Source organism: Jezberella sp., from assembly GCF_964834465.1.
Genome location: NZ_CBAZRM010000009.1, coordinates 55,059 through 74,722 on the forward strand (window position 1 = coordinate 55,059; position 19,664 = coordinate 74,722).

The 19,664-nt window shown below is 52.7% G+C and carries 17 protein-coding genes; 11 read left to right on the forward strand and 6 right to left on the reverse strand.

Annotation, left to right across the window (positions count from 1 at the left end; translation table 11 throughout):
• The first annotated feature begins 24 nt into the window (after nt 1-24).
• The 4 genes from AC1W8Y_RS08485 (at nt 25) to AC1W8Y_RS08500 (ending at nt 2,382) form a co-directional block, all read left to right on the forward strand.
• Nucleotides 25-213, forward strand: a complete 189-nt coding sequence (locus AC1W8Y_RS08485) for a DUF3460 family protein (RefSeq protein WP_482014046.1) — start codon at nt 25-27, stop codon at nt 211-213.
• A 15-nt stretch (nt 214-228) separates the two neighbouring features.
• On the forward strand, nt 229-1,110 hold the full coding sequence (locus tag AC1W8Y_RS08490) for a segregation and condensation protein A (RefSeq protein ID WP_482014047.1): 882 nt from the start codon (nt 229-231) through the stop codon (nt 1,108-1,110).
• A gap of 19 nt (nt 1,111-1,129) precedes the next feature.
• Nucleotides 1,130-1,984: a pantoate--beta-alanine ligase gene (panC, locus tag AC1W8Y_RS08495; RefSeq protein WP_482014048.1), complete on the forward strand. Its 855-nt coding sequence runs from the start codon at nt 1,130-1,132 to the stop codon at nt 1,982-1,984.
• 101 nt (nt 1,985-2,085) lie between these two features.
• The gene (locus AC1W8Y_RS08500) at nt 2,086-2,382 is read left to right on the forward strand and encodes a response regulator transcription factor (protein ID WP_482014049.1); all 297 of its coding nucleotides are present in this window, start codon (nt 2,086-2,088) and stop codon (nt 2,380-2,382) included.
• Here the strand turns inward: AC1W8Y_RS08500 and AC1W8Y_RS08505 are convergent.
• Nucleotides 2,376-3,206, reverse strand: a complete 831-nt coding sequence (locus AC1W8Y_RS08505) for a hypothetical protein (RefSeq protein WP_482014050.1) — start codon at nt 3,204-3,206, stop codon at nt 2,376-2,378. The genes AC1W8Y_RS08500 and AC1W8Y_RS08505 overlap by 7 nt on opposite strands.
• 25 nt (nt 3,207-3,231) lie before the next feature.
• Here AC1W8Y_RS08505 and AC1W8Y_RS08510 point away from each other — a divergent pair, with 25 nt between their 5' ends.
• The 7 genes from AC1W8Y_RS08510 to AC1W8Y_RS08540 all read left to right on the forward strand — a co-directional run bounded on the left by AC1W8Y_RS08510 (nt 3,232) and on the right by AC1W8Y_RS08540 (nt 14,561).
• Nucleotides 3,232-3,960, forward strand: a complete 729-nt coding sequence (locus AC1W8Y_RS08510) for a prepilin peptidase (RefSeq protein ID WP_482014051.1) — start codon at nt 3,232-3,234, stop codon at nt 3,958-3,960.
• Between the two features lie 39 nt (nt 3,961-3,999).
• Nucleotides 4,000-4,608, forward strand: coding sequence for a dephospho-CoA kinase (gene coaE, locus AC1W8Y_RS08515; RefSeq protein WP_482014052.1), 609 nt, complete (start codon nt 4,000-4,002; stop codon nt 4,606-4,608).
• An 83-nt stretch (nt 4,609-4,691) separates the two neighbouring features.
• Nucleotides 4,692-5,444 carry a cell division protein ZapD gene (gene zapD / locus AC1W8Y_RS08520; protein WP_482014053.1) on the forward strand — a complete coding sequence of 251 codons (753 nt, stop codon included), beginning with the start codon at nt 4,692-4,694 and terminating at the stop codon, nt 5,442-5,444.
• A 126-nt stretch (nt 5,445-5,570) separates the two neighbouring features.
• Entirely contained in the window at nt 5,571-6,767 is a 1,197-nt protein-coding gene (locus tag AC1W8Y_RS08525) for an MdtA/MuxA family multidrug efflux RND transporter periplasmic adaptor subunit (protein WP_482014054.1), read from the forward strand.
• A complete protein-coding gene (locus AC1W8Y_RS08530; protein ID WP_482014055.1) occupies nt 6,764-9,847 on the forward strand; it encodes a multidrug efflux RND transporter permease subunit in 3,084 nt (1,027 codons plus the stop codon). Before AC1W8Y_RS08525 ends, AC1W8Y_RS08530 begins: the two co-directional genes overlap by 4 nt.
• A 5-nt stretch (nt 9,848-9,852) precedes the next feature.
• Nucleotides 9,853-12,993, forward strand: a complete 3,141-nt coding sequence (locus AC1W8Y_RS08535; RefSeq protein WP_482014056.1) for an efflux RND transporter permease subunit — start codon at nt 9,853-9,855, stop codon at nt 12,991-12,993.
• Nucleotides 12,990-14,561: an efflux transporter outer membrane subunit gene (locus AC1W8Y_RS08540; RefSeq protein WP_482014057.1), complete on the forward strand. Its 1,572-nt coding sequence runs from the start codon at nt 12,990-12,992 to the stop codon at nt 14,559-14,561. Before AC1W8Y_RS08535 ends, AC1W8Y_RS08540 begins: the two co-directional genes overlap by 4 nt.
• Here AC1W8Y_RS08540 and AC1W8Y_RS08545 read toward each other — a convergent pair.
• The 5 genes from AC1W8Y_RS08545 to thiE form a co-directional block, all read right to left on the reverse strand.
• Nucleotides 14,517-15,485, reverse strand: a complete 969-nt coding sequence (locus tag AC1W8Y_RS08545; RefSeq protein WP_482014152.1) for a Nudix family hydrolase — start codon at nt 15,483-15,485, stop codon at nt 14,517-14,519. The two genes, AC1W8Y_RS08540 and AC1W8Y_RS08545, sit on opposite strands and share 45 nt — an antisense overlap.
• The gene (locus tag AC1W8Y_RS08550; protein WP_482014058.1) at nt 15,478-16,365 is read right to left on the reverse strand and encodes an ATP-binding protein; all 888 of its coding nucleotides are present in this window, start codon (nt 16,363-16,365) and stop codon (nt 15,478-15,480) included. Before AC1W8Y_RS08550 ends, AC1W8Y_RS08545 begins: the two co-directional genes overlap by 8 nt.
• 19 nt (nt 16,366-16,384) lie before the next feature.
• A complete protein-coding gene (argJ, locus tag AC1W8Y_RS08555; RefSeq protein ID WP_482014059.1) occupies nt 16,385-17,611 on the reverse strand; it encodes a bifunctional glutamate N-acetyltransferase/amino-acid acetyltransferase ArgJ in 1,227 nt (408 codons plus the stop codon).
• A 77-nt stretch (nt 17,612-17,688) separates the two neighbouring features.
• Nucleotides 17,689-18,981, reverse strand: a complete 1,293-nt coding sequence (gene hemL / locus AC1W8Y_RS08560) for a glutamate-1-semialdehyde 2,1-aminomutase (RefSeq protein WP_482014060.1) — start codon at nt 18,979-18,981, stop codon at nt 17,689-17,691.
• A 35-nt stretch (nt 18,982-19,016) separates the two neighbouring features.
• The gene (gene thiE, locus AC1W8Y_RS08565) at nt 19,017-19,664 is read right to left on the reverse strand and encodes a thiamine phosphate synthase (protein WP_482014061.1); all 648 of its coding nucleotides are present in this window, start codon (nt 19,662-19,664) and stop codon (nt 19,017-19,019) included.

Genomic DNA, 19,664 nt, shown 5'->3' on the forward strand with positions numbered 1-19,664 from the left:
TTTGTCCGCCTGTCCTTGCGAATCATGTCGAAAAACTATACGTCTGAAATCACCGAGTTTCTGAAGTCATACAAAGCCGCGCATCCAGATCTTGAGCAGCGTCAACGAGACGGTCGCGCGAGATTGTGGGATAAGCCTCAAGATCCTGAGCTTACTGAAGGCTTCAAGGCCGCCGCCGTGCCTCAAATGCCCTATGTTTATCAAAACGATTAAATTGAACGAAATTTAATGACGACAGGACAAAGTTCGGACGAGCGTCTGGACGCGTTGTTTAAGCCTCAGATCGACACCACACCGGATGTTGTTGATGCCGTGGCGTTGGCTCGTCTGTATGGTGAGCCATTGTTTTCGATGCCTCAGGATCTCTATATCCCACCAGATGCGCTTGAGGTTTTTTTAGAAACGTTTCAAGGCCCGCTCGACCTCTTGCTTTATTTGATTCGCAAGCAAAACTTCAACGTGCTCGATATTCCAATGGCGGAAGTTACTCGACAGTACTTATCCTACGTCGAGCAGATTCGCCTTCACAACCTTGAGCTGGCGGCTGAATACTTGTTGATGGCTGCCATGCTGATTGAAATCAAATCACGCATGCTACTGCCCGTCAAAAAGGCGGATGGGGATGGTGAGGTCGACGATCCTCGCGCAGAGTTGGTGCGCCGTCTGCTTGAGTACGAACAGATGAAGCTCGCTGCTCAGAAACTGGATGCCTTACCTCAATTGGGTCGTGATTTCGAAAGGGCACAAGCATTTGCCGATTTACAAGTTGAGCGGATGCGACCAGAGGTGAGCGTCGATGACTTGCGCCAGGCGTGGATGGATATTTTGAAGCGCGCAAAACTCAATGCGCATCATCACATTACGCGAGAACAATTGTCAGTGCGAGATCACATGACGCATATCTTGCGTCGTTTATCCAATGTTCGTTTCATGGAGTTTAGCGACCTGTTTTTAGAGCGCATTCAAGAAGGTGCGCCGGTTGCGATTGTCGTGGTGCATTTTCTAGCGATGCTCGAATTGTCGCGCGAGGCCCTATTAGAGATTACTCAGGCCGAACCCTACGCCCCTATCTACGTCAGGCTGGCCTATACGAGTCGCGGCGAGAACTGATGTTACGGAGATACATTCATTGAAAGTTGTTCATACGATTGAAGACTTGCGAGATCAATTGCGAGGTCAATTGCGTGTGTCATTTGTACCCACGATGGGTAATCTGCATGAAGGCCATCTCGCGTTGATGAAGCTCGCTCGTCAGCACGGCGATCCGGTCGTTGCCAGTATCTTTGTGAATCGACTGCAGTTTGGTCCCAATGAGGATTTCGACCGTTACCCTCGCACGTTGCAAAATGATATCGATAAGTTAGAGCGCGATCGTGATGTTTATGTACTTTTTGCGCCCAATGAAAACGAGCTGTACCCTGAGCCGCAAAACTATCGGGTCTCCCCCCCAGAAGAACTTGGCGATATTTTGGAAGGCGAGCATCGCCCCGGATTTTTCGGTGGTGTGAGCACCGTGGTGCTTAAACTCTTTGCCTGTGTAGGGCCTAGGGTTGCCGTTTTTGGTAAAAAGGATTACCAGCAGTTAATGGTGATTCGAAATATGTGTCGCCAGTTTCAACTGCCTGTTGAGGTGTTGGCGCACGAGACCGTTCGCGCAGAAGATGGTCTGGCTCTTTCTTCACGCAATATGTATTTGAATAGGGACGAGCGGGCAGAAGCCCCCCGTCTCTACGCTGAACTTAACCTGCTTCAGCAACGGTTGCTCGCCGGTCAACTGGATGTCGCGGCACTCGAAAGGCAGACGTCAGATTTTCTCAGTGCGAGAGGTTGGAAGGTTGACTACATCGCTATTCGACGCCAACGTGATTTGCACAAACCAACGCCAGACCAAGTCAAGGCTGGCGAGCCCCTCGTGGTGCTCGCTGCGGCTAAATTGGGAAATACGCGATTAATCGATAACTTGGAGTTCAGCTCAATCGCTTAGTTGTCAATACGTACATAGGGTTAGTCCGCCTGTCAGTTTTGACAGCTTTGCGACTTGCCCATGATCTGCCAGACTGCACTTCGTCATAAAACGGAGGCAGTATGAAGCGATATGATGAAGTTGCGGGTGCTGGTTGGTCGGTGCTTACTGCCCGTGAGCGTGATGTGATCGCGCCTGTTGCCGAAGGCAAGTCAAACAAAGTGATTGCCATCGATCTCGGCATTTCTATGCGGACGGTCGAGGCACATCGAGCCCGTATTTTTTATAAGATGGGTGTTCGAAATGCCGTGCAGCTCGCTCGAGAGCTGTGCACAAACCCACCTGAGGGGTCCAGCCTCGGGCAGGCTGAACATCCCGAAACGCAAGTCAATGAACAATCGGGCAGGCAACCTTACTGACAAGTTGGTGCAGGCGTTTTGTCGAGTTCTTTAATCGGGTCAAGGTCGGGTTGGCGAGAAAGCGAGTAATTGAGGTTGGGTACTTGACCGTTAACCGAAACAACACGCAATAGATTTTCAGTCGGTAGCGAGAACTGCGCGCGCTCTGCACCCGATGCGCTCAGGACAGAGATCTTCGTCGTTGAGCCCAAAACGGTGCGCCAGCAACCTTGCTCAGACAACGGTTTGCCGTTTTGCTTCGTTTGCTCTAAGAATGTCGTGCGTGAGCGCCACCGTCCGTTCGGTGCCAGGCTTAACACCACCTTCTGCGCATCGCACCCCATATTGGGGTTAAAGCAAGGGATCGTGCCTGAAAAGGACTGAGGCTCAGGGACAACTTCTGATTGTGGCGATGCTGGTGAGACGACGGGTGAGTGATCGGTGCTCTGCGTCGTTGCCGTTTGTGTTGGCGGGGCATCGGTTACGGGTGTGCCTGTCGCAGCCAAAGTGGTTGCGCCGTCTCGATCCTGCTGAGGGGCTTTGTATACCTGCGGGGTAACCGTTTGCGCGCTTTGATCGGCCGTGTTCACTGAGGCTTTTTTGTCGACAGGCGCGCCACGAAAATCGATCTGTATTTGTGAAGGGGCCTGCAACGTTTGTGCGGCGTACGCATTGGTTGCGATCGCAGTGGCATCCGTGGCCGAGTTTGCTTTTGGAGGCTCATATGAACTGGCCGTCGTGATGTTAGAGCAGCCATTGAGCGCCAAGACCATCAAAGACGCCATGCCTAAACCTAGCATAGGGTTTGATTTGGCCTTAACTATTACCAAAATCGATTCTGACATGACAAAAAATCCCTGATTGAAAAAAATGATAACGGATGCAACCCCTCTATTCTACGACGCGGATGTCGATTCGATGATGCGTTTCGCCGGTATTGCGATCACGGTGAGCGCGACCAGTTGGATCGGTTGTTCGCTGAGTCAGCATCTGGTCGGGCGTTTACAACAGCGCTGGTTACAAGAAGACCGACAAGCTTGTTTGCCATCGACGACTGCGCCTCGGCCCTGGCACGCCGTTTTGCACGTGATGATTGCTTTTTTCTTGCCGGGGTTCGCCTGCTATTTGGGCATACCGTTCTTGAGTGTGCTGGTACTAGCGGTCGTCGGTGAGGTGCTTATTGTCCTGGCGCGCATCGATGCTTACACTGGCTTATTACCCGATGTGTTGACCCAGCCATTGTTGTGGGCTGGTTTGTTGTTTCATCTGACCGGTCGCGTGATCCCGCTCGAACAGGCAGTACTCGGTGCAATATCTGGATATCTGCCCTTGCGACTGCTAGCAGGGTTCTGCCAGTACCTCACAGGAAGGCCCTCGATGGGGCATGGTGACTTTAAGTTGGCTGCGGCGTTGGGGGCGTGGGTAGGGGCGTCAATGATCCCTGTGGTGTTACTGGTTGCGTCTTGCATCGCCTGCATTGCAGTCGGGCTTCGTTGGCTAAAAACCAGACAGGGGTACGCCGTTGCCATCCCCTTCGGACCTTTTCTGTCGATGGCGGGAATCCTCGGTTTATTTGCTTGCTTTTGGCCACAGAATTAGGTCAAACTCACCGAAGCGTCATTTAGCATTGAGAATTGCATGTTCAAGCTAGGGTTAACCGGTGGAATTGGGTCTGGTAAGTCAACGGTATCGAAGTTGCTCGCGCAATGGGGGGCGACGGTTATTGATACTGATCAACTCGCAAGAGCGCTAACCGCAGCGGGCGGCCAGGGCATCAAGCCCATTGAGACTGCATTTGGTCCGCACCTGATCGATACATCTGGGGCGATGGATCGTGCACGGATGCGAGAGCTGGTGTTCGCAGATAGCACAGCACGCCATAAACTCGAGCAAATCCTTCACCCACTCATTGGGGCCGCCGCAGCATTGGCCGCACGAGCGGCAACTGGCAAATATATTGTGTTTGAAATACCGTTGCTTGTCGAATCTGGCAACTGGCTCAACCGCATCGATCGAATCTGTGTGGTTGATTGTGACGTCGACTGTCAGATCAGCCGAGTACAAACCCGAAGTGGCCTAAGCCTGCCCGCTATTCAAAAAATATTGGCTGCACAGGCGAGCAGAGAGCAACGGCTTTCAGTCGCAGATGATGTGATTTTGAATGACAATTCGGTGTCAATCGACTATCTTACGAGGCAAGCAGCTGCCCTGCATGAAAGGTGGTGTCGTTTTGCTGTTACAAACTAATATTTCGGGTTTGTTAAGCAGCGCTTGGTGTACCATCGGGCGGCAAAATCCAGGTGTATCCTCTTTGAAGAGTGCAAGCGTCAGTGATTCTTTTTGAATATCCTTTTAATGAACGAGTTCGATCCTTATTGCGGCTCGAGTATCTGTTTGACCGTTTGACATTCTTTGCTCAACCAGGGGATGCGAGATTGCATCAAGTTGCCTTGTCAGCACTCTTTGATTTGCTTGATGCCACCGAACGTGCCGACATGAAAAGTAGCGTGCTACAAGATCTCGATCGCCAGCGATCAGCATTGATGGCCCTGCAAGATCATCCTGGCGTGGATACCAATGCGCTGCGACAGACATTAGCTCAGATGGAACATGTGGCGAGTAACCTTGTCATGACGGGCAAAACAGGTCAGTCGCTGAGAGAGAACGACTGGCTGGTGAGTTTACGAGGTAGATTGGCCGTGCCAGGCGGTGGAACGCAGGTGGATATGCCGTCCTTTCATGCCTGGCAATGCCGGGCAGTCAGTGAACGTGGTGTCGATCTGCAAAAGTGGATTGAACCACTGATCCCCTTAAAAGAAGGGATTTCTATGGTTCTGGGGATGTTACGAGAATCGGCACAACCCGAGCCAGTGATTGGTCCGAGTGGTGCGTTTCAGCAAATGCTTGGCGGCAAGGTCTACCAATTGCTGCGCGTCTGGGTAAACGGGGATGATCGGATCTTTCCTGAAATAAGTGCGAACAAATATATGATTTGGATCCGTTTTGCCACGCAAGATGGTGAACTTCGTCCTCAGGCGGTGACGAAAGATGTCGCATTCAAGATGGCTCTCTGCTCGCTTTAGCTGCCAAGCTTGCTTTAAAGCCACCATCAGTTGTTACAAGAAGTTACGCAGTGGAACTTCGTTTGGTGCAATGTCCTCCAAGCCACTTCACACCGACAATTTACCGAAATACACATTGAGAATCGCATGTCAGAAGGTCGCTTTTTTAAAACCAACCCGATAAGCGCTAAACGAATGATCTTGGTAGGTCTTGTGGCGGGGGTGTTGTTGTTGGCTTGGATCGTTTCGGTTCGTATCAAAGAAAATGCAGTGCCCAAAGGGCCACCACCTACCTCCCAAATCCCAGTAGCGGTCAAAGTTGAACCGGTATCAGCCAAAGACTTTGATATCTATCTGCGCGGCTTGGGGACTGTCACTGCTTACGCCACAGTGACCGTACGTAGCCGTGTTCAAGGCGAGGTCGTTCAAATACCTTTCAAAGAAGGCGATAAAGTCAAAGTGGGTGATCTGATCGCTCGGATTGATCCTCGCCCTTATCAAGTTGCTTTGGATCAAGCCAAAGGCACACTGGCTCAAGATCGATCCCAGTACGAAAACGCCAAGCTCGATTTAAAACGATACGAGACCTTGCGTGATCAAAAATCGATTGCAGGTCAGACGGTTGACACACAAATCGCTTTAGTCAAAAAATACCAGGCGTTGATGCTGACAGATCAAGCAGCTGTCGATAACGCACAACTGCAATTGGATTTCACGCGGATCGTGGCGCCTATCCCTGGTCGTCTCGGTTTACGTCAGTTTGACGTCGGCAATATTCTTGCAAGCAATGACCCACAAGGGATTGTTGTATTGACCCAAACGCAGCCGATCTATGTTGTTTTCACCTTGCCCGAAAGTTATCTTGAAGACGTGCGTGGTCCCTTGCTAGCTGGCAAGAAGTTGTTGGTCGATGCCTACAATCGTGCGGATACGAAGCGTTTGGCGCAGGGCTACCTGACGACCGTGGATAATCAAATTGATGTCACCACCGGGACTTTCAAGCTCAAAGCGCAATTTACCAACGAAGATGACAGTTTGTTCCCCAATCAGTTTGTCAATGCTCGAATTTTGGTGAAGACGTTGAAAGATGCCGCAACGGTTGCGTCAGCGTCTGTTCAGCAAAGTAGTCAAGGCCCCTTTTTGTATGTGTTGCAAGACGATGGCACGGTCGCGATTAAAAAAATCAAAATTGGCGAGGCGACCGGTGATCGCGTGGTCGTGCTGGATGGTGTGTCGGTCGGAGAAAAAGTCGTGCTCGAAGGTACTGACCGCTTGCGGGCTGGCGCCAAGGTACGTGTCATCGATGAAAACGCACCGGCGGCTAAGGGTGCTGCAAAGCCGTGAACCTCTCGCGTCCGTTCATTACTCGGCCAGTTGCCACCACGCTTGCCATGGTGGCTTTGTTGCTCTGCGGCCTGATTGCGTATCGCTGGTTGCCAGTCTCTTCTTTGCCCGAAGTTGATTATCCGACGATTCAAGTCACCACCAACTACCCTGGTGCTAGCCCGGATGTCATGGCTTCGCTGGTGACCTCACCTCTTGAGACGCAGTTTGGGCAGATGCCAGGCTTAAATCAAATGGCGTCAAGCAGTGCTGCGGGGGTGTCGGTGATTACGCTGCAGTTTGTGCTTGAGCTGCCGCTGGACGTGGCGGAGCAACAGGTTCAAGCAGCCATCAATGCCTCTTTTAGTTTGTTACCCAAAGATCTGCCTGCACCACCCATCTATAACAAAGTGAACCCCGCGGATGCGCCAGTGGTCACGCTGGCCATCACCTCACCGACAGTGCCATTGCCACAAATACGCGACCTGGTCGACACACGCATTGCGCAAAAACTATCGCAGGTGCCAGGTGTTGGTTTGGTCACGGTACTAGGAGGCCAACGTCCCGCCGTCCGAATTCAAGCAAATCCCAAATCACTGTCCGCGATGGGGTTGACCATGGCCGACTTGCGCACCGCGATTGTGGCTGCGAACGTGAATCAACCCAAAGGCACGCTGGATGGCCCGTTACGCTCAACGACCATTAATACGAATGATCAGGTGAAATCGCCAAGCGATTATCTTGATCTCATTCTCTCGTACAAAAACAATGCACCACTCAAGCTTTCGGATGTGGCGACAGTCGTCATTGGCCCCGAAGATCTGCGTCTCGCCGCCTGGAGTGGTAATCAACCTGCCGTGCTGCTGAATGTGCAACGGCAGCCAGGCGCGAATGTGATTGATGTCGTGGATCGTATCCAAGCGCTACTGCCACAGGTTCGGCTGGCGTTGCCCGCTAATTTTGATGTGACGCTTATGTCAGACCGCACTCAGACTATTCGGGAGTCGGTTCGGGACGTGAAACAAGAGATGTTGATCTCGATCGGTTTGGTCGTGCTCGTCACGTTCGTCTTTTTGCGTACATTGACGGCGACGTTCATCCCCAGTGTGGTGGTGCCACTCTCGCTGGTTGGCACCTTCGGGGTCATGTATTTGGTGGGGTTTAGCGTCAATAACTTGACGTTGATGGCGATGACGATTGCCACCGGTTTCGTCGTGGATGACGCCATTGTCATGATTGAAAACATCGCGCGTTACCTCGAAGCAGGGGAAACCAAGTTGCAAGCTGCCTTAAAAGGTGCGGCTCAAATTGGTTTCACGTTGGTGTCACTCACGGTGTCTTTGATCGCCGTGCTGATCCCGTTGCTGTTTATGTCTGAGGTCGTTGGGCGCTTGTTTCGTGAATTTGCCATCACGCTGGCGGTCGCTATCCTTCTGTCGTTAGTGATTTCGCTGACGCTTACTCCCATGCTTTGCTCTCGTCTTTTGCGGGCAGGCCACGAAGAAAAACATGGTTGGTTCGTGACGAAGGCAGGTCTGTTCATTGATCGCTTGATTGCCAATTATGATCACGCTTTGCAATTCGTCTTAAACCGACAGAGGCTGACACTCGCGGTGGCCGTGGCGACCTTTGCGGTGACCTGGGGGCTTTACCTAGTGGTGCCCAAAGGGTTCTTCCCGCAACAAGATACGGGCTTGATACAGGTCATCACGCAGGCACCTGCAAATATTTCGTTTGCCGAGATGTCCCGACGGCAACAAGTGGCGGTGAAGTTGCTCTTGCAAAATCCTGAGATCGACACGATCTCATCGTTCATTGGCGTTGACGCGAGCAATTCGACCCTCAGTGCGGGTCGGATGCAGGTGGCACTCAAACCGCATGCCCAGCGCGAGCATGATGTGATGACAATCATTCGTCAATTGCAACAGACAGTCTCAAACATTGAAGAATTGAAGTTTTATTTTCAGCCGATACAAGATTTGGCGATCGAAGACCGGGTCAGTCGAACACAATATCAGCTCACGCTTGAAAATCCCGATGCGCAATTGCTCGGTCAATGGGTGCCCATTTTGATCGATAAATTGCGTAGCATCCCGCAACTGGCAGACGTGGTGGATGACTTGCAAGATCAAGGGCTCTCGACCTACGTCGAGATTGATCGTGAGGCGGCGGCACGTCTTGGCGTGACGACGCAGCTAATTGATGATGCGCTTAACGATGCCTTTTCTCAGCGACAGGTGTCTACGGTATTTACGCAATCAAACCAATATCGCGTGGTGGTCGAAGTTGCGCCAGAGTTCAGGCGTGACGCAAACGCGCTTGACGCTATTTTTGTGCAGACGACAGCGGGTAAGCCAGTGCCGTTATCAAGTCTGGCAAAAGTGTCTGAAAGACGGACGCTGCAAGTCATCAACCGGATCGGACAATTCCCTGCAGTGACAATTTCGTTCAATCTTGCGCCGGGGGCGTCCTTATCTAGCGCCGTCGAGTTAATTAAGCGCGCTGAGAGCGAGGTGCAAATCCCTATTGGCATCCGAACCCGGTTTCAAGGTGCTGCCCAAGCATTTGAATCGTCGCTGTCCAGCACGCTGCTATTGATTCTCGCCGCCATTGTGACCATGTATATCGTGTTGGGGATCTTGTATGAAAGCTTTATCCATCCCATCACGATTCTGTCTACCTTGCCTTCAGCAGCCATCGGGGCTTTGTTGGCATTGCTATTGACGGGGCGAGATCTCGATATGATCGGGATCATTGGGATCATTTTGCTCATCGGTATTGTCAAGAAAAACGCCATCATGATGATTGATTTTGCGCTGGATGCTGAGCGTAAACAGGGTCTGTCGCCGCGCGAGGCCATTCATCAGGCAGCGCTGTTGCGGTTCAGACCCATCTTGATGACGACCTTGGCCGCCCTATTTGGCGCAGTACCCTTGATGCTCGCAACAGGTACGGGCGCTGAATTGCGTCAACCGCTCGGTCTCGTGATGGTCGGTGGGTTGATGGTAAGTCAGGTGCTGACCTTGTTTACGACACCCGTCATTTATCTTTTCTTCGACCGGTTGCGCACTCGTGCAGTTTCTCGGCCAGCTAAAGGTTAGCTGAGATGAATATTTCTGGGCTTTTCATCATGCGGCCGGTTGCAACGACGCTTGTATGGGTTGCTGTGGTGTTGTCGGGGGTTCTTGCGTATTCGTTTCTCCCCATTGCGCCTTTGCCTCAAATCGAGTTTCCCGGGGTTTCAGTGACCGCGAATTTGCCTGGGGCGAATCCCGAGGTCATGGCGTCGACGGTTGCGACACCGTTAGAGTCATCGCTGGGCACCATTGCAGGGGTGACGGAAATGACCTCACGCAATACCGTTGGCTCAACACGGATCACGATGCAATTTGATCTGGATCGCAACGTCGACGATGCCGCCAAAGATGTACAAGCTGGCATTAATGCTGCCCGTGCACTCATGCCCAGTGGTTTGCGACAAAACCCCACCTACAAAAAGGTCAACCCTGCGGCTGCGCCCATCATGATTTTGGCGTTACGTTCTAACACGCTATCGGTCGGTCAGATTTATGACTTAGCGACCACGATTGTGATGCAGAAGCTTTCACAGGTCTCTGGTGTCGGTGAGGTACAGGTGGGAGGCAGTTCAAATCCAGCAGTACGAATTAATCTCGATTCCGATGCCTTGTCACAATACGGGATTGCGCTCGATGCCGTTCGCACCGCGATCACCGGGTCAAACGTACTGGCACCTAAAGGTTTGCTAGAAAGCGACGTGTACCGCTGGCAAGTGACCGCAAACGATCAGCTGTCTAACGCTGAAAAATACCGACCATTGGTGGTGGCTTGGCGCAATGGCGCACCGGTCAGATTGGGCGACATTGCGACCGTTGAAGACTCAGTAGAAGATATCCGCAATGTCGGTTATTTCAACGAAAATCCAGCAATCTTAGTGATTGTTCGCGCGCAAGCGAAAGCCAACATTATCAAGACAGTGGATGCGATCCGCGCTGAATTGCCTGTGCTAAAGGCCATTTTGCCAGCCGACGTGACCGTCGATGTCGGCATGGATCGAACGCCCAGTATTCGTGTCTCTGTGTTTGAGTCTGAGAAAACGCTCATCATCGCCATTGTTCTGGTGATGCTGGTGGTGCTGGTATTTCTGGGTAACTGGCGTGCTGCGCTTATCCCGACATTGGCGGTGCCTGTCTCTCTATTCGGGACTTTTGGTGCCATGTATTTGATGCATTTCTCGATCAACTTGATGTCGTTGATGGGCTTGATCATCGCAACGGGTTTTGTCGTCGACGATGCCATTGTGGTCCTTGAAAACATCATTCGACATATTGAAAAGGGGGCGACACCTTTCAGAGCAGCGCTTCGGGGCACTAAGGAAGTCGGGTTCACCGTTGTCTCAATGAGCATTTCCCTGATCGCTGTTTTTATTCCCATTTTATTAATGAGTGGCTTGCCGGGCCGCCTGTTTCGTGAATTTGCGTTCACCTTGGCGATTGCGATATTGATTTCTATGTTTGTCTCACTGACGTTGACGCCCATGATGGCAGCGCTTTTGCTCAGACCGTCAAGTCACCGCCAATCAGCGACTGGTGGCACGTGGTTGACTCGCTGGAACATGCGCTTTGATCGAGGGTTGGCTCACGTGGTTGCTTTTTATAGCCGCTCGTTGAACTGGGCATTGCGTCATGGCCGACTCACCATGTTGATCTTGGTGGGTACTGTTTTGTTGAATGGCTATCTTTACAAAATCGTGCCTAAAGGTCTGTTTCCGCTGCAGGATACGGGTCTGATGATTGGGTTCTTTTCTACCGATGCAGGGACATCATTTCAAGCGATGACCCCCAAACTTGATAAGTTTCGCAAAACGGTCTTGGCTGACCCCGCCGTTGAGACGGTTACCGCCTTTGCGGGCGGTTCTGGTGGCGGTAATACCAGCTTTCTTGCCGTGCAATTAAAGCCTTTTGCCGAGCGCAAAATTGGTGTGCAGGAAGTGGTCAACAGGCTACGGCCAAAGCTAAACGGTACCCCGGGCGCTCGTCTCTTTTTGGTCGCTGCTCAGGACGTGAGGGCGGGGGGGCGCACGACCAGCTCGAATTACCAATATACCTTGATGGCCTCAGAGCTGGCAGATCTCAAGGAGTGGATGCCGAAAGTGCAACAGGCCATGGCGAAACTGCCACAGCTTGTCGATGTCGATACTGACGTTGAAGACAAAGGTCGTGAAGTCAATTTAGTGGTGAATCGCGAAGCTGCAACACGTCTGGGTGTTTCGATGGCGGCGATCACGGCACAACTGAATAATGCGTTTGCCCAGCGGCAGATCTCGGTTATCTATCGACCCCTTAATCAGTATCGTGTTGTTCTGGGGGTGTCAGCCGAACACGCGGTCGGCCCTCAATCACTGGACGATGTTTACGTGATGAATCAAGGTGGTGAACGCGTGCCGTTGAAGGCATTTGCCAGTTTTGAAGATCACAACGCACCCATCTCTGTGAATCATCAAGGCTTGTTTGCGGCAGATACGATTTCGTTCGATCTTGCACCAGACGTAACGCTTGGACAGGCAAGTGAGGCGATTGCGCAGGCGATCGCGGATATCAATCTGCCTTCCGATAAGATTCAGGCTGGGTTTCAAGGCACGGCGCAGTTATTGCAAAAATCGCTGTCGAACCAACCCTACTTGATCGTGGCAGCGATTGTGACAATGTATATCGTGCTTGGGATGTTGTACGAGAGTACCATCCATCCGCTGACGATCTTGTCTACCTTGCCCTCGGCTGGTGTCGGCGCACTGCTCGCGTTGATTATCTTGAAGACAGAGTTCAGTTTGATCTCTCTGATCGGTGTGTTTTTACTGATCGGTATCGTTAAAAAGAATGCCATCATGATGGTTGACTTTGCACTCGATGCTCAACGGCGAACTGGCTTAGCACCCAGAGACGCCATTCATCTGGCCTGCATGACTCGCTTACGTCCTATTTTGATGACGACCTCTGCGGCCATTTTTGGCGCGTTTCCCCTCGTGTTTGCCACGGGTTCGGGGGTGGAAATGCGTCAGCCCTTAGGCATTACGATTTTGGGCGGCTTGGTTTTGAGTCAATTATTGACCCTTTACACCACCCCAGTCGTGTATTTGTATCTTGACCGGTTTTCTCATTGGTTGAAATCTCGTCGCTGGCTCAGACGAATGCAGGCCAATCCATCGATGACCACAAAGCCTTCACCATGAAACGTGTTTCGCCCATGACCGACTTGCATAAGCCTTTTGTCTTTGCTTCGCTGCCGCTGTTACGCCTTGGCTTATGCGCGGCGTTGCTCTTGTCTTTGCTGGGTTGCAAGGTTGGCCCAGATTACGTGCGACCGACGCTTGATGTTGGTGAGCAATTTCGTGAGACACCCGGCTGGCAGCGGGCTGACCCAGCCATGGCGACACGATTCAAAGGCGCCTGGTGGGAGATGTTTGAAGATGCCAAGCTGAGCGAGTTAATGACGCAGCTGAATCAATCGAATTTAACGGTGGCTCAGTCGGAAGCGCAATACCGTCAAGCGGTTGCTGTGTTGCGTAGCTCGCAAGCGGCATTGATGCCCACGCTTTCAGCAACCACCTCGATGAGCGGCATAGGCGGTGCGGCAGTTAGCTCGACGGGTGCAAGTGCAGCGAATGATTACGATGTCTATAAATTGTCGGCAACCGCTAGCTGGACAATCGACATTTGGGGAAGTGTGCGTCGCAATGTCGAAGGGCAGAATGCCAACAGAAAATTGGCGGCTGCCAATTTGGCAGGGGCTCGGTTGACGGCGCAAAGCACGCTTGCTTTAACCTACATGCAATTGCGCACGCTTGATGAAACGGCGCGAGTATTAAAAAGCTCTGTTGCATCCTACGAAAACTCTTTGCGACTGACAAAGAACAAGTTTGACGCCGGGGTGGCTAACCCGGGCGATGTTGCGACCGCCACCACCCAATTAGAAAGTACAAGGGCGCAGTTGATTGATACAGAGCAGCAGCGGATGCTCTATCAAAATGCAATCGCTGTTTTGCTGGGACGCGCGCCTGCTTCTTTCTCTCTTGAACCCGAACCCTTTGTCATCAAACCGCCTGCGATACCGGTCGGATTGCCGTCGACTTTACTTGAACAACGTCCCGATATTGCCAGTGCAGAAATGCAGGTGGAGGCTGCCAATGCGCAAGTGGGTGTTGCGATTGCGGCATGGTTCCCGGCATTGACGCTTTCAGCAACAGGTGGCTACCAAACGACTAACTTTTTTCAATGGGTGACTGCGCCTGCGCAGTATTGGTCCTTGGGCCCAAGTATCGCGCAAGCCATTTTTGATGGCGGCACGCGCAACGCACTGATTGATCAAAACCAAGCCATTTATGAAGCACAAACAGCAGTCTATCGACAGACGGTTTTACAGGCCTTGCAACAGGTCGATAACGCGATGGTTCAGTTACGCGTCTATGACCGAGAATTGCAAGCCTCGGGCAGAGCTGTCGCGTCGTCGAAAGAGGCTGTCAGGCTAGCGACCAATCAATATAACCAAGGCTTGATTGATTACCTGAGCGTGGCGGTGTTGCAGACCAGTGCGTTGAATGCAGAAAGTGCCTACACGACGCTACTGGGTAATCGTCTTGCGGCAAGCGTTAACCTTGTCGTTGCCTTGGGCGGGGGTTGGTCGATGGATCATATTGAAAAATTGAACAAGCAAGGCAAGCAAGTGAGCGACGAAGTACTGGCCGCCAATCAAGCCTCAATCCAATCCGCCCCGGATGGCAGCAATGCCGTGGGCCCCTGATCGTTTTGCCTGTTGTAGCGTTTGGCGGGATTGCCCACCAAGCGCATAAACCGGCAGACCCGCTTGTTCATTGAGCGAAGTAAAGGTCTCCCAACCGATACCCGGGTGATCTGGATGAGATTTCGTGGGTAATACAGGCCCCAACAACACGAAATCTGCCCCTAACAACCGCGCGTGAGCGATCTCTTGTGCATCATGGGTAGACACCGCCAGCAGTTGAAGGTTTGTCAGTTGTGCGGGGCGTGCGGATATTAATTGAGCATCAGCCTGTCGCAGATGAACACCGTCAGCGAGTGGCCACCAAGCTTCAGGATGAATGCTGTTGACTAAGACCTTTGCCTTCGCTGCGTGACAGCGCGAAATAACGGTCTGCAGAACATCAAGTAAGTCGTCAGCGCCAGACCCACTGGGCCAGGCGGGTTCACGCCATTGCAGCATTTTCAGGCCATTCGCCAAGGCGTTGTCCAAGTGCTTTAGAAAGCGCTCAACCCCTGCCGGGGATTCGACCGACGAAATCGCGTAGATCTCGGGCAATAAGAGCCACCTCAATGGCGGGTAGGTCGCAGGTAGCAGCTGAGGCACTTCTTCGGCATGGGCAATATCGACCCACTGCAATGACTGCCCTTCTAGCCCTTGCGGTTCTCCCTCCCATCCGGTGACACGGCAAAATGAGAGTTTGACGGTTGCCGTCGGGTACACATGCTCGTACGTGACCCATGGGGTCGCGTCGGTCACGTTGATCCCCAATTCTTCCTGAAGCTCGCGTGTTAGGGCCTGCATCACGGATTCGCCAGGCTCGATTTTTCCGCCAGGAAGCTCCCACATGCCTGCCCAAGGTTTGCCCTCAGGCCGGCTACCCAGTAAGACGGTACCGTCGGATCGCAGAATGACGCCGACGGCTGCTTCGATCACTTTTTCAGGCATGTCTCGCAGCCCAATCCCGTGCGAACTGCCAGGCGACACGTCCTGACCGCGAGCCACGTTCAAGCGCCCATTGCAGTGCTTCGGTACGAGAAGATTGAACAACGGCTTCGGTACAGTTCAGTGTGCGAAGCCAGTGTTGCACAATGTCGATATAGTCATCTTGGCGGAAGGGGTAGAAAGAAATCCACAGACCAAACCTTTCGGATAAGGAAATCTTTTCTTCGACCGTTTCACCAGGATGAATTTCACCATCGCTTTGATGCTGGTAAGACAAGTTTTCGCTCATGTATTCGGGCATCAGATGTCGCCGGTTTGAAGTGGCATAGATCAAGACGTTGTTACCCGTTGAAGCTGCAGAGCCATCGAGCACAGACTTTAACGCTTTGTAACCCGCTTCGCCTTCTTCAAACGACAAATCGTCGCAAAATACGATAAACCGCTCTGGTCGATTGCCAACCATTTCAACAATATCTGGTAAATCCGCCATGTCGGCTTTGTCGACTTCGATCAATCTCAAGCCTTCTTGACCATATTTAGCCAGCATTGCTTTCACCAGTGAGCTTTTGCCGGTCCCGCGTGCCCCTGTCATCAACACATTATTGGATGGCTTGTGTTCGATGAAGTGCCTGGTGTTGCGATCGATGATTTCTTTTTGACGATCAATGTGCTGCAAATCAACGGTGTTGATCAGACTGACATGGGTAATCGCATCCAGCCAACCGTGAGAAGCCCCGCGCTTGCGCCAACGGAAGGCCGGCGCATCCCAGTTGGTCGGTGGAGGGGCCGGGGGCAAGTAGGCCTCTAGTTGTCCAAGCACACGGTTCATGCGCGCGAGTAGTTCGGATAGCTCGGGGGTAGGAGATAGATTGATTGGATTCATCAGAAAATTTGGTTAAGCATCAAGAACGGTAATCGGCGTTGATCGAGACATACTCGTGAGAGAAGTCGCAGGTGTAAACGGTGTCAGACGCGTCACCACGGCCTAGGCCAATGCGCATGACGATTTCGGCTTCTTTCATGATGCGCTGGCCGTCGGCTTCTTGGTAGCTAGGATTGCGCCCACCATTGAGCACGACGTGGACATCGCCTAGCCACAGATTGACGCCGGACACATCCAGGTCAGGGATACCGGCATAGCCAATCGCACAGACGATTCGGCCCAGGTTTGGGTCAGACGCAAAGAAAGCGGTTTTGACCAATGGTGACTGAGCCACTGCATACGCTACCAAGAGCGCCTCGTCGACATTTTTAGCTTGCTCAACCCTGACGGTCATGAATTTAGTGGCGCCCTCTGCGTCGCGCACGATCTTTTGAGCCAGATCGGCGGCAGCATTAGACAAGGCTGTTTTTAAGGCCTGATAGCCGGGATCAGTGTCGCTCGTAATCATCAGGCCACTTTTGCCCGTGGCCATGATGATGAAAGAATCGTTCGTCGACGTGTCACCATCGACGGTAATGCGATTGAATGAGACGTCAGCGACCTGCTGAGCCAGCGTCTTGAGCAAAGCGGGTGCCACGCCCGCATCCGTCCCCAGAAAACCAAGCATCGTGGCCATATTGGGACGGATCATGCCAGCCCCTTTACTGATGCCCGTGAACGTGACCGCTTTACCGTCAATGTCGACTCGCCGAGAATAAATCTTGGGCAACGTGTCGGTCGTCATGATGCTGTGTGCTGCGTTGACCCAATGAGAGGCCGATAAGTTCTCGACCGCAGCTGGCAGACCTGCGATTAAACGATCGACCGGTAATTGCTCAAGAATGACGCCTGTCGAAAAAGGCAAGATTTGATTGGTTTGAGTACCAAGAAGACCTGCTAGCGCCTCGCAAGTCTGGTCGGCCGCTTGCATGCCTTGTGCGCCGGTGCCTGCATTCGCGTTGCCCGTATTGATGACCAGCGCCCGGATGCCGTCCGTTGCGGCCAAATGACGCTCGCACACCGTGACGGGTGCGGCACGAAACCGGTTTTGTGTAAAGACACCGGCCACACTTGCGCCTTCTGACAACCGAAAAACGGTGAGATCCCGCCGATCGGCTTTTCGAATACCGGCTTCGGTAATCCCGATTTCGATACCGGCAACGGGGTAAACCTCGTGATCTGCGGGGATATGCAAGTTAACGGCCATGACTCTCACTCATCAGGTTAAGGGGGGGTAGCTTTGGATTATCGCTTTTTTAGGTGACGCTGAGCTTGCACTAATCGTCATCCGCGGTTTTTGGCTAAGCTGGCAAAAACACGATCTGCTGCCCCAACCGTGGCCTCAATCACACGGTCGTCATGCATGGCAGACACAAACCCAGCCTCATAGGCGGACGGGGCGAAGTAAACGCCCTCATCCAGCATGGCATGAAAGAACACTTTAAACATGTCTATATTGCTGGATGACACGTCGGCCAGAGTCGTGGGTATTTTGTCTGCAAAGTAAATGCCGAACATGCCACCCACGCTATCCGCACTGAAAGGAATGCCGTGCGCGTGGGCTCGCGCCGTTAATCCTTCCGTGAGCTTCTGTGTCTGACGTCCTAAGTTTTCGTAAAACCCGGGGGCCGACAGCAGCTTGAGGGTCATGACGCCAGCCGCGACTGCCACTGGATTACCCGACAGGGTACCAGCTTGATAGACAGCACCGAGCGGGGCAATATGCTTCATGATGTCTGCGCGACCGCCAAATGCCCCGATAGGCATGCCCCCGCCAATGACTTTGGCGAGTGTCGTCAAATCCGGCGTCACACCAGACAAGCCTTGAACCCCTTGAGCCCCGATACGAAAACCCGTCATCACTTCATCAAAAATCAAGACCGAACCGTGATTCGTGCATTCATCACGTAGCGTCTCGAGAAACCCGGCGATCGGCCTGATCATGTTCATGTTGCCTGCGATAGGCTCAACGATGACACAGGCGATGTCTTTTCCGTGGTGGGCAAAAGCAGCTTTGACACCATCGATATCGTTGTAATCCAACACGATCGTATGCGCGACAAATTCAGGGGGGACGCCGGCAGACGTCGGGTTGCCGAAGGTCAGGAGGCCCGACCCCGCTTTGACCAGCAGGCTATCGGCATGACCGTGGTAACACCCTTCAAACTTGATGATTTTATTTCGACCAGTGGCCCCGCGGGCCAAGCGGATGGCTGTCATGGTGGCTTCTGTGCCTGAACTGACCAAGCGCACCATCTCCATTGACGGTAAACGTTCAATCAGCATTTCGGCAATGATAATTTCACCCTCAGTGGGTGCGCCGTAAGACAAACCGCCGACTGCAGCTTCTTGCACGGCACGCACGACCTCAGGATGTGCGTGACCAAGAATGGCGGGGCCCCATGAGCCGATATAGTCGATATATTGTTTTTCCTCCACATCCCAGAAATAAGGGCCTTGAGCCCGCGCCACAAATCGTGGCGTGCCGCCGACCGAGCGAAAGGCGCGAACCGGCGAGTTGACGCCACCTGGGATGCTGCGGCTCGCGCGCTGGAAGAGTTCTGCGTTCGTTGACATGGAGATACCTGGAGGGTGTGGTTTAGTAAAAAAGATTAGTAAAAAAGTTCAGCAAAAGTTCGGGCAGTGCGGGTAATGTCGTTTGCTTGGAACAGGCCGCCCACGACAGCGAGTGAGCTTGCACCAGCGTCGATGACGTGCTTTGCGTTCTCAATAGTAATGCCACCGATGGCCGCAATACCCGGGCGTGGCGCAGAGAGATTTTTGAGCAACGCTTGCCCCTCGCCAATGACGCTAAGCGGCGCGGGAGGTGCGAGCGGCTTTGTCGTTGATACAAACATGGCACCAAACGCGATGTAGGCGGGATCGTGTTGCAGGTGCGCCTGAGCCCGTGCCAGGCTGGCATAGCAAGAGACACCAATTAACATCTCGCTACCTACCTCGGCTCGAACGACGGCCAAAGCCTCATCGTGCTCGCCAAGATGAATCCCGTCCGCAGCAATGTCTGCGGCTAGTCTCCAATCGTCGTTGATCATGAGCGGTATGCCTGCGTCGCGACAAATCGGTAGTAAGCGCAGGGCGAGTTCGCGGCGAAACGCTGGGGGCGCTGTTTTGTGTCGTAATTGCAGGGCTTTCATGCCCCCTGTAATGGCAAGTCGAACCGCCTGCTCAAGTTTGTCGGCGTCGCGCCAGTCTGGGGTAACACCATAAAGCCCTCGAGGAAATTTTAGCGACGTCGTCAT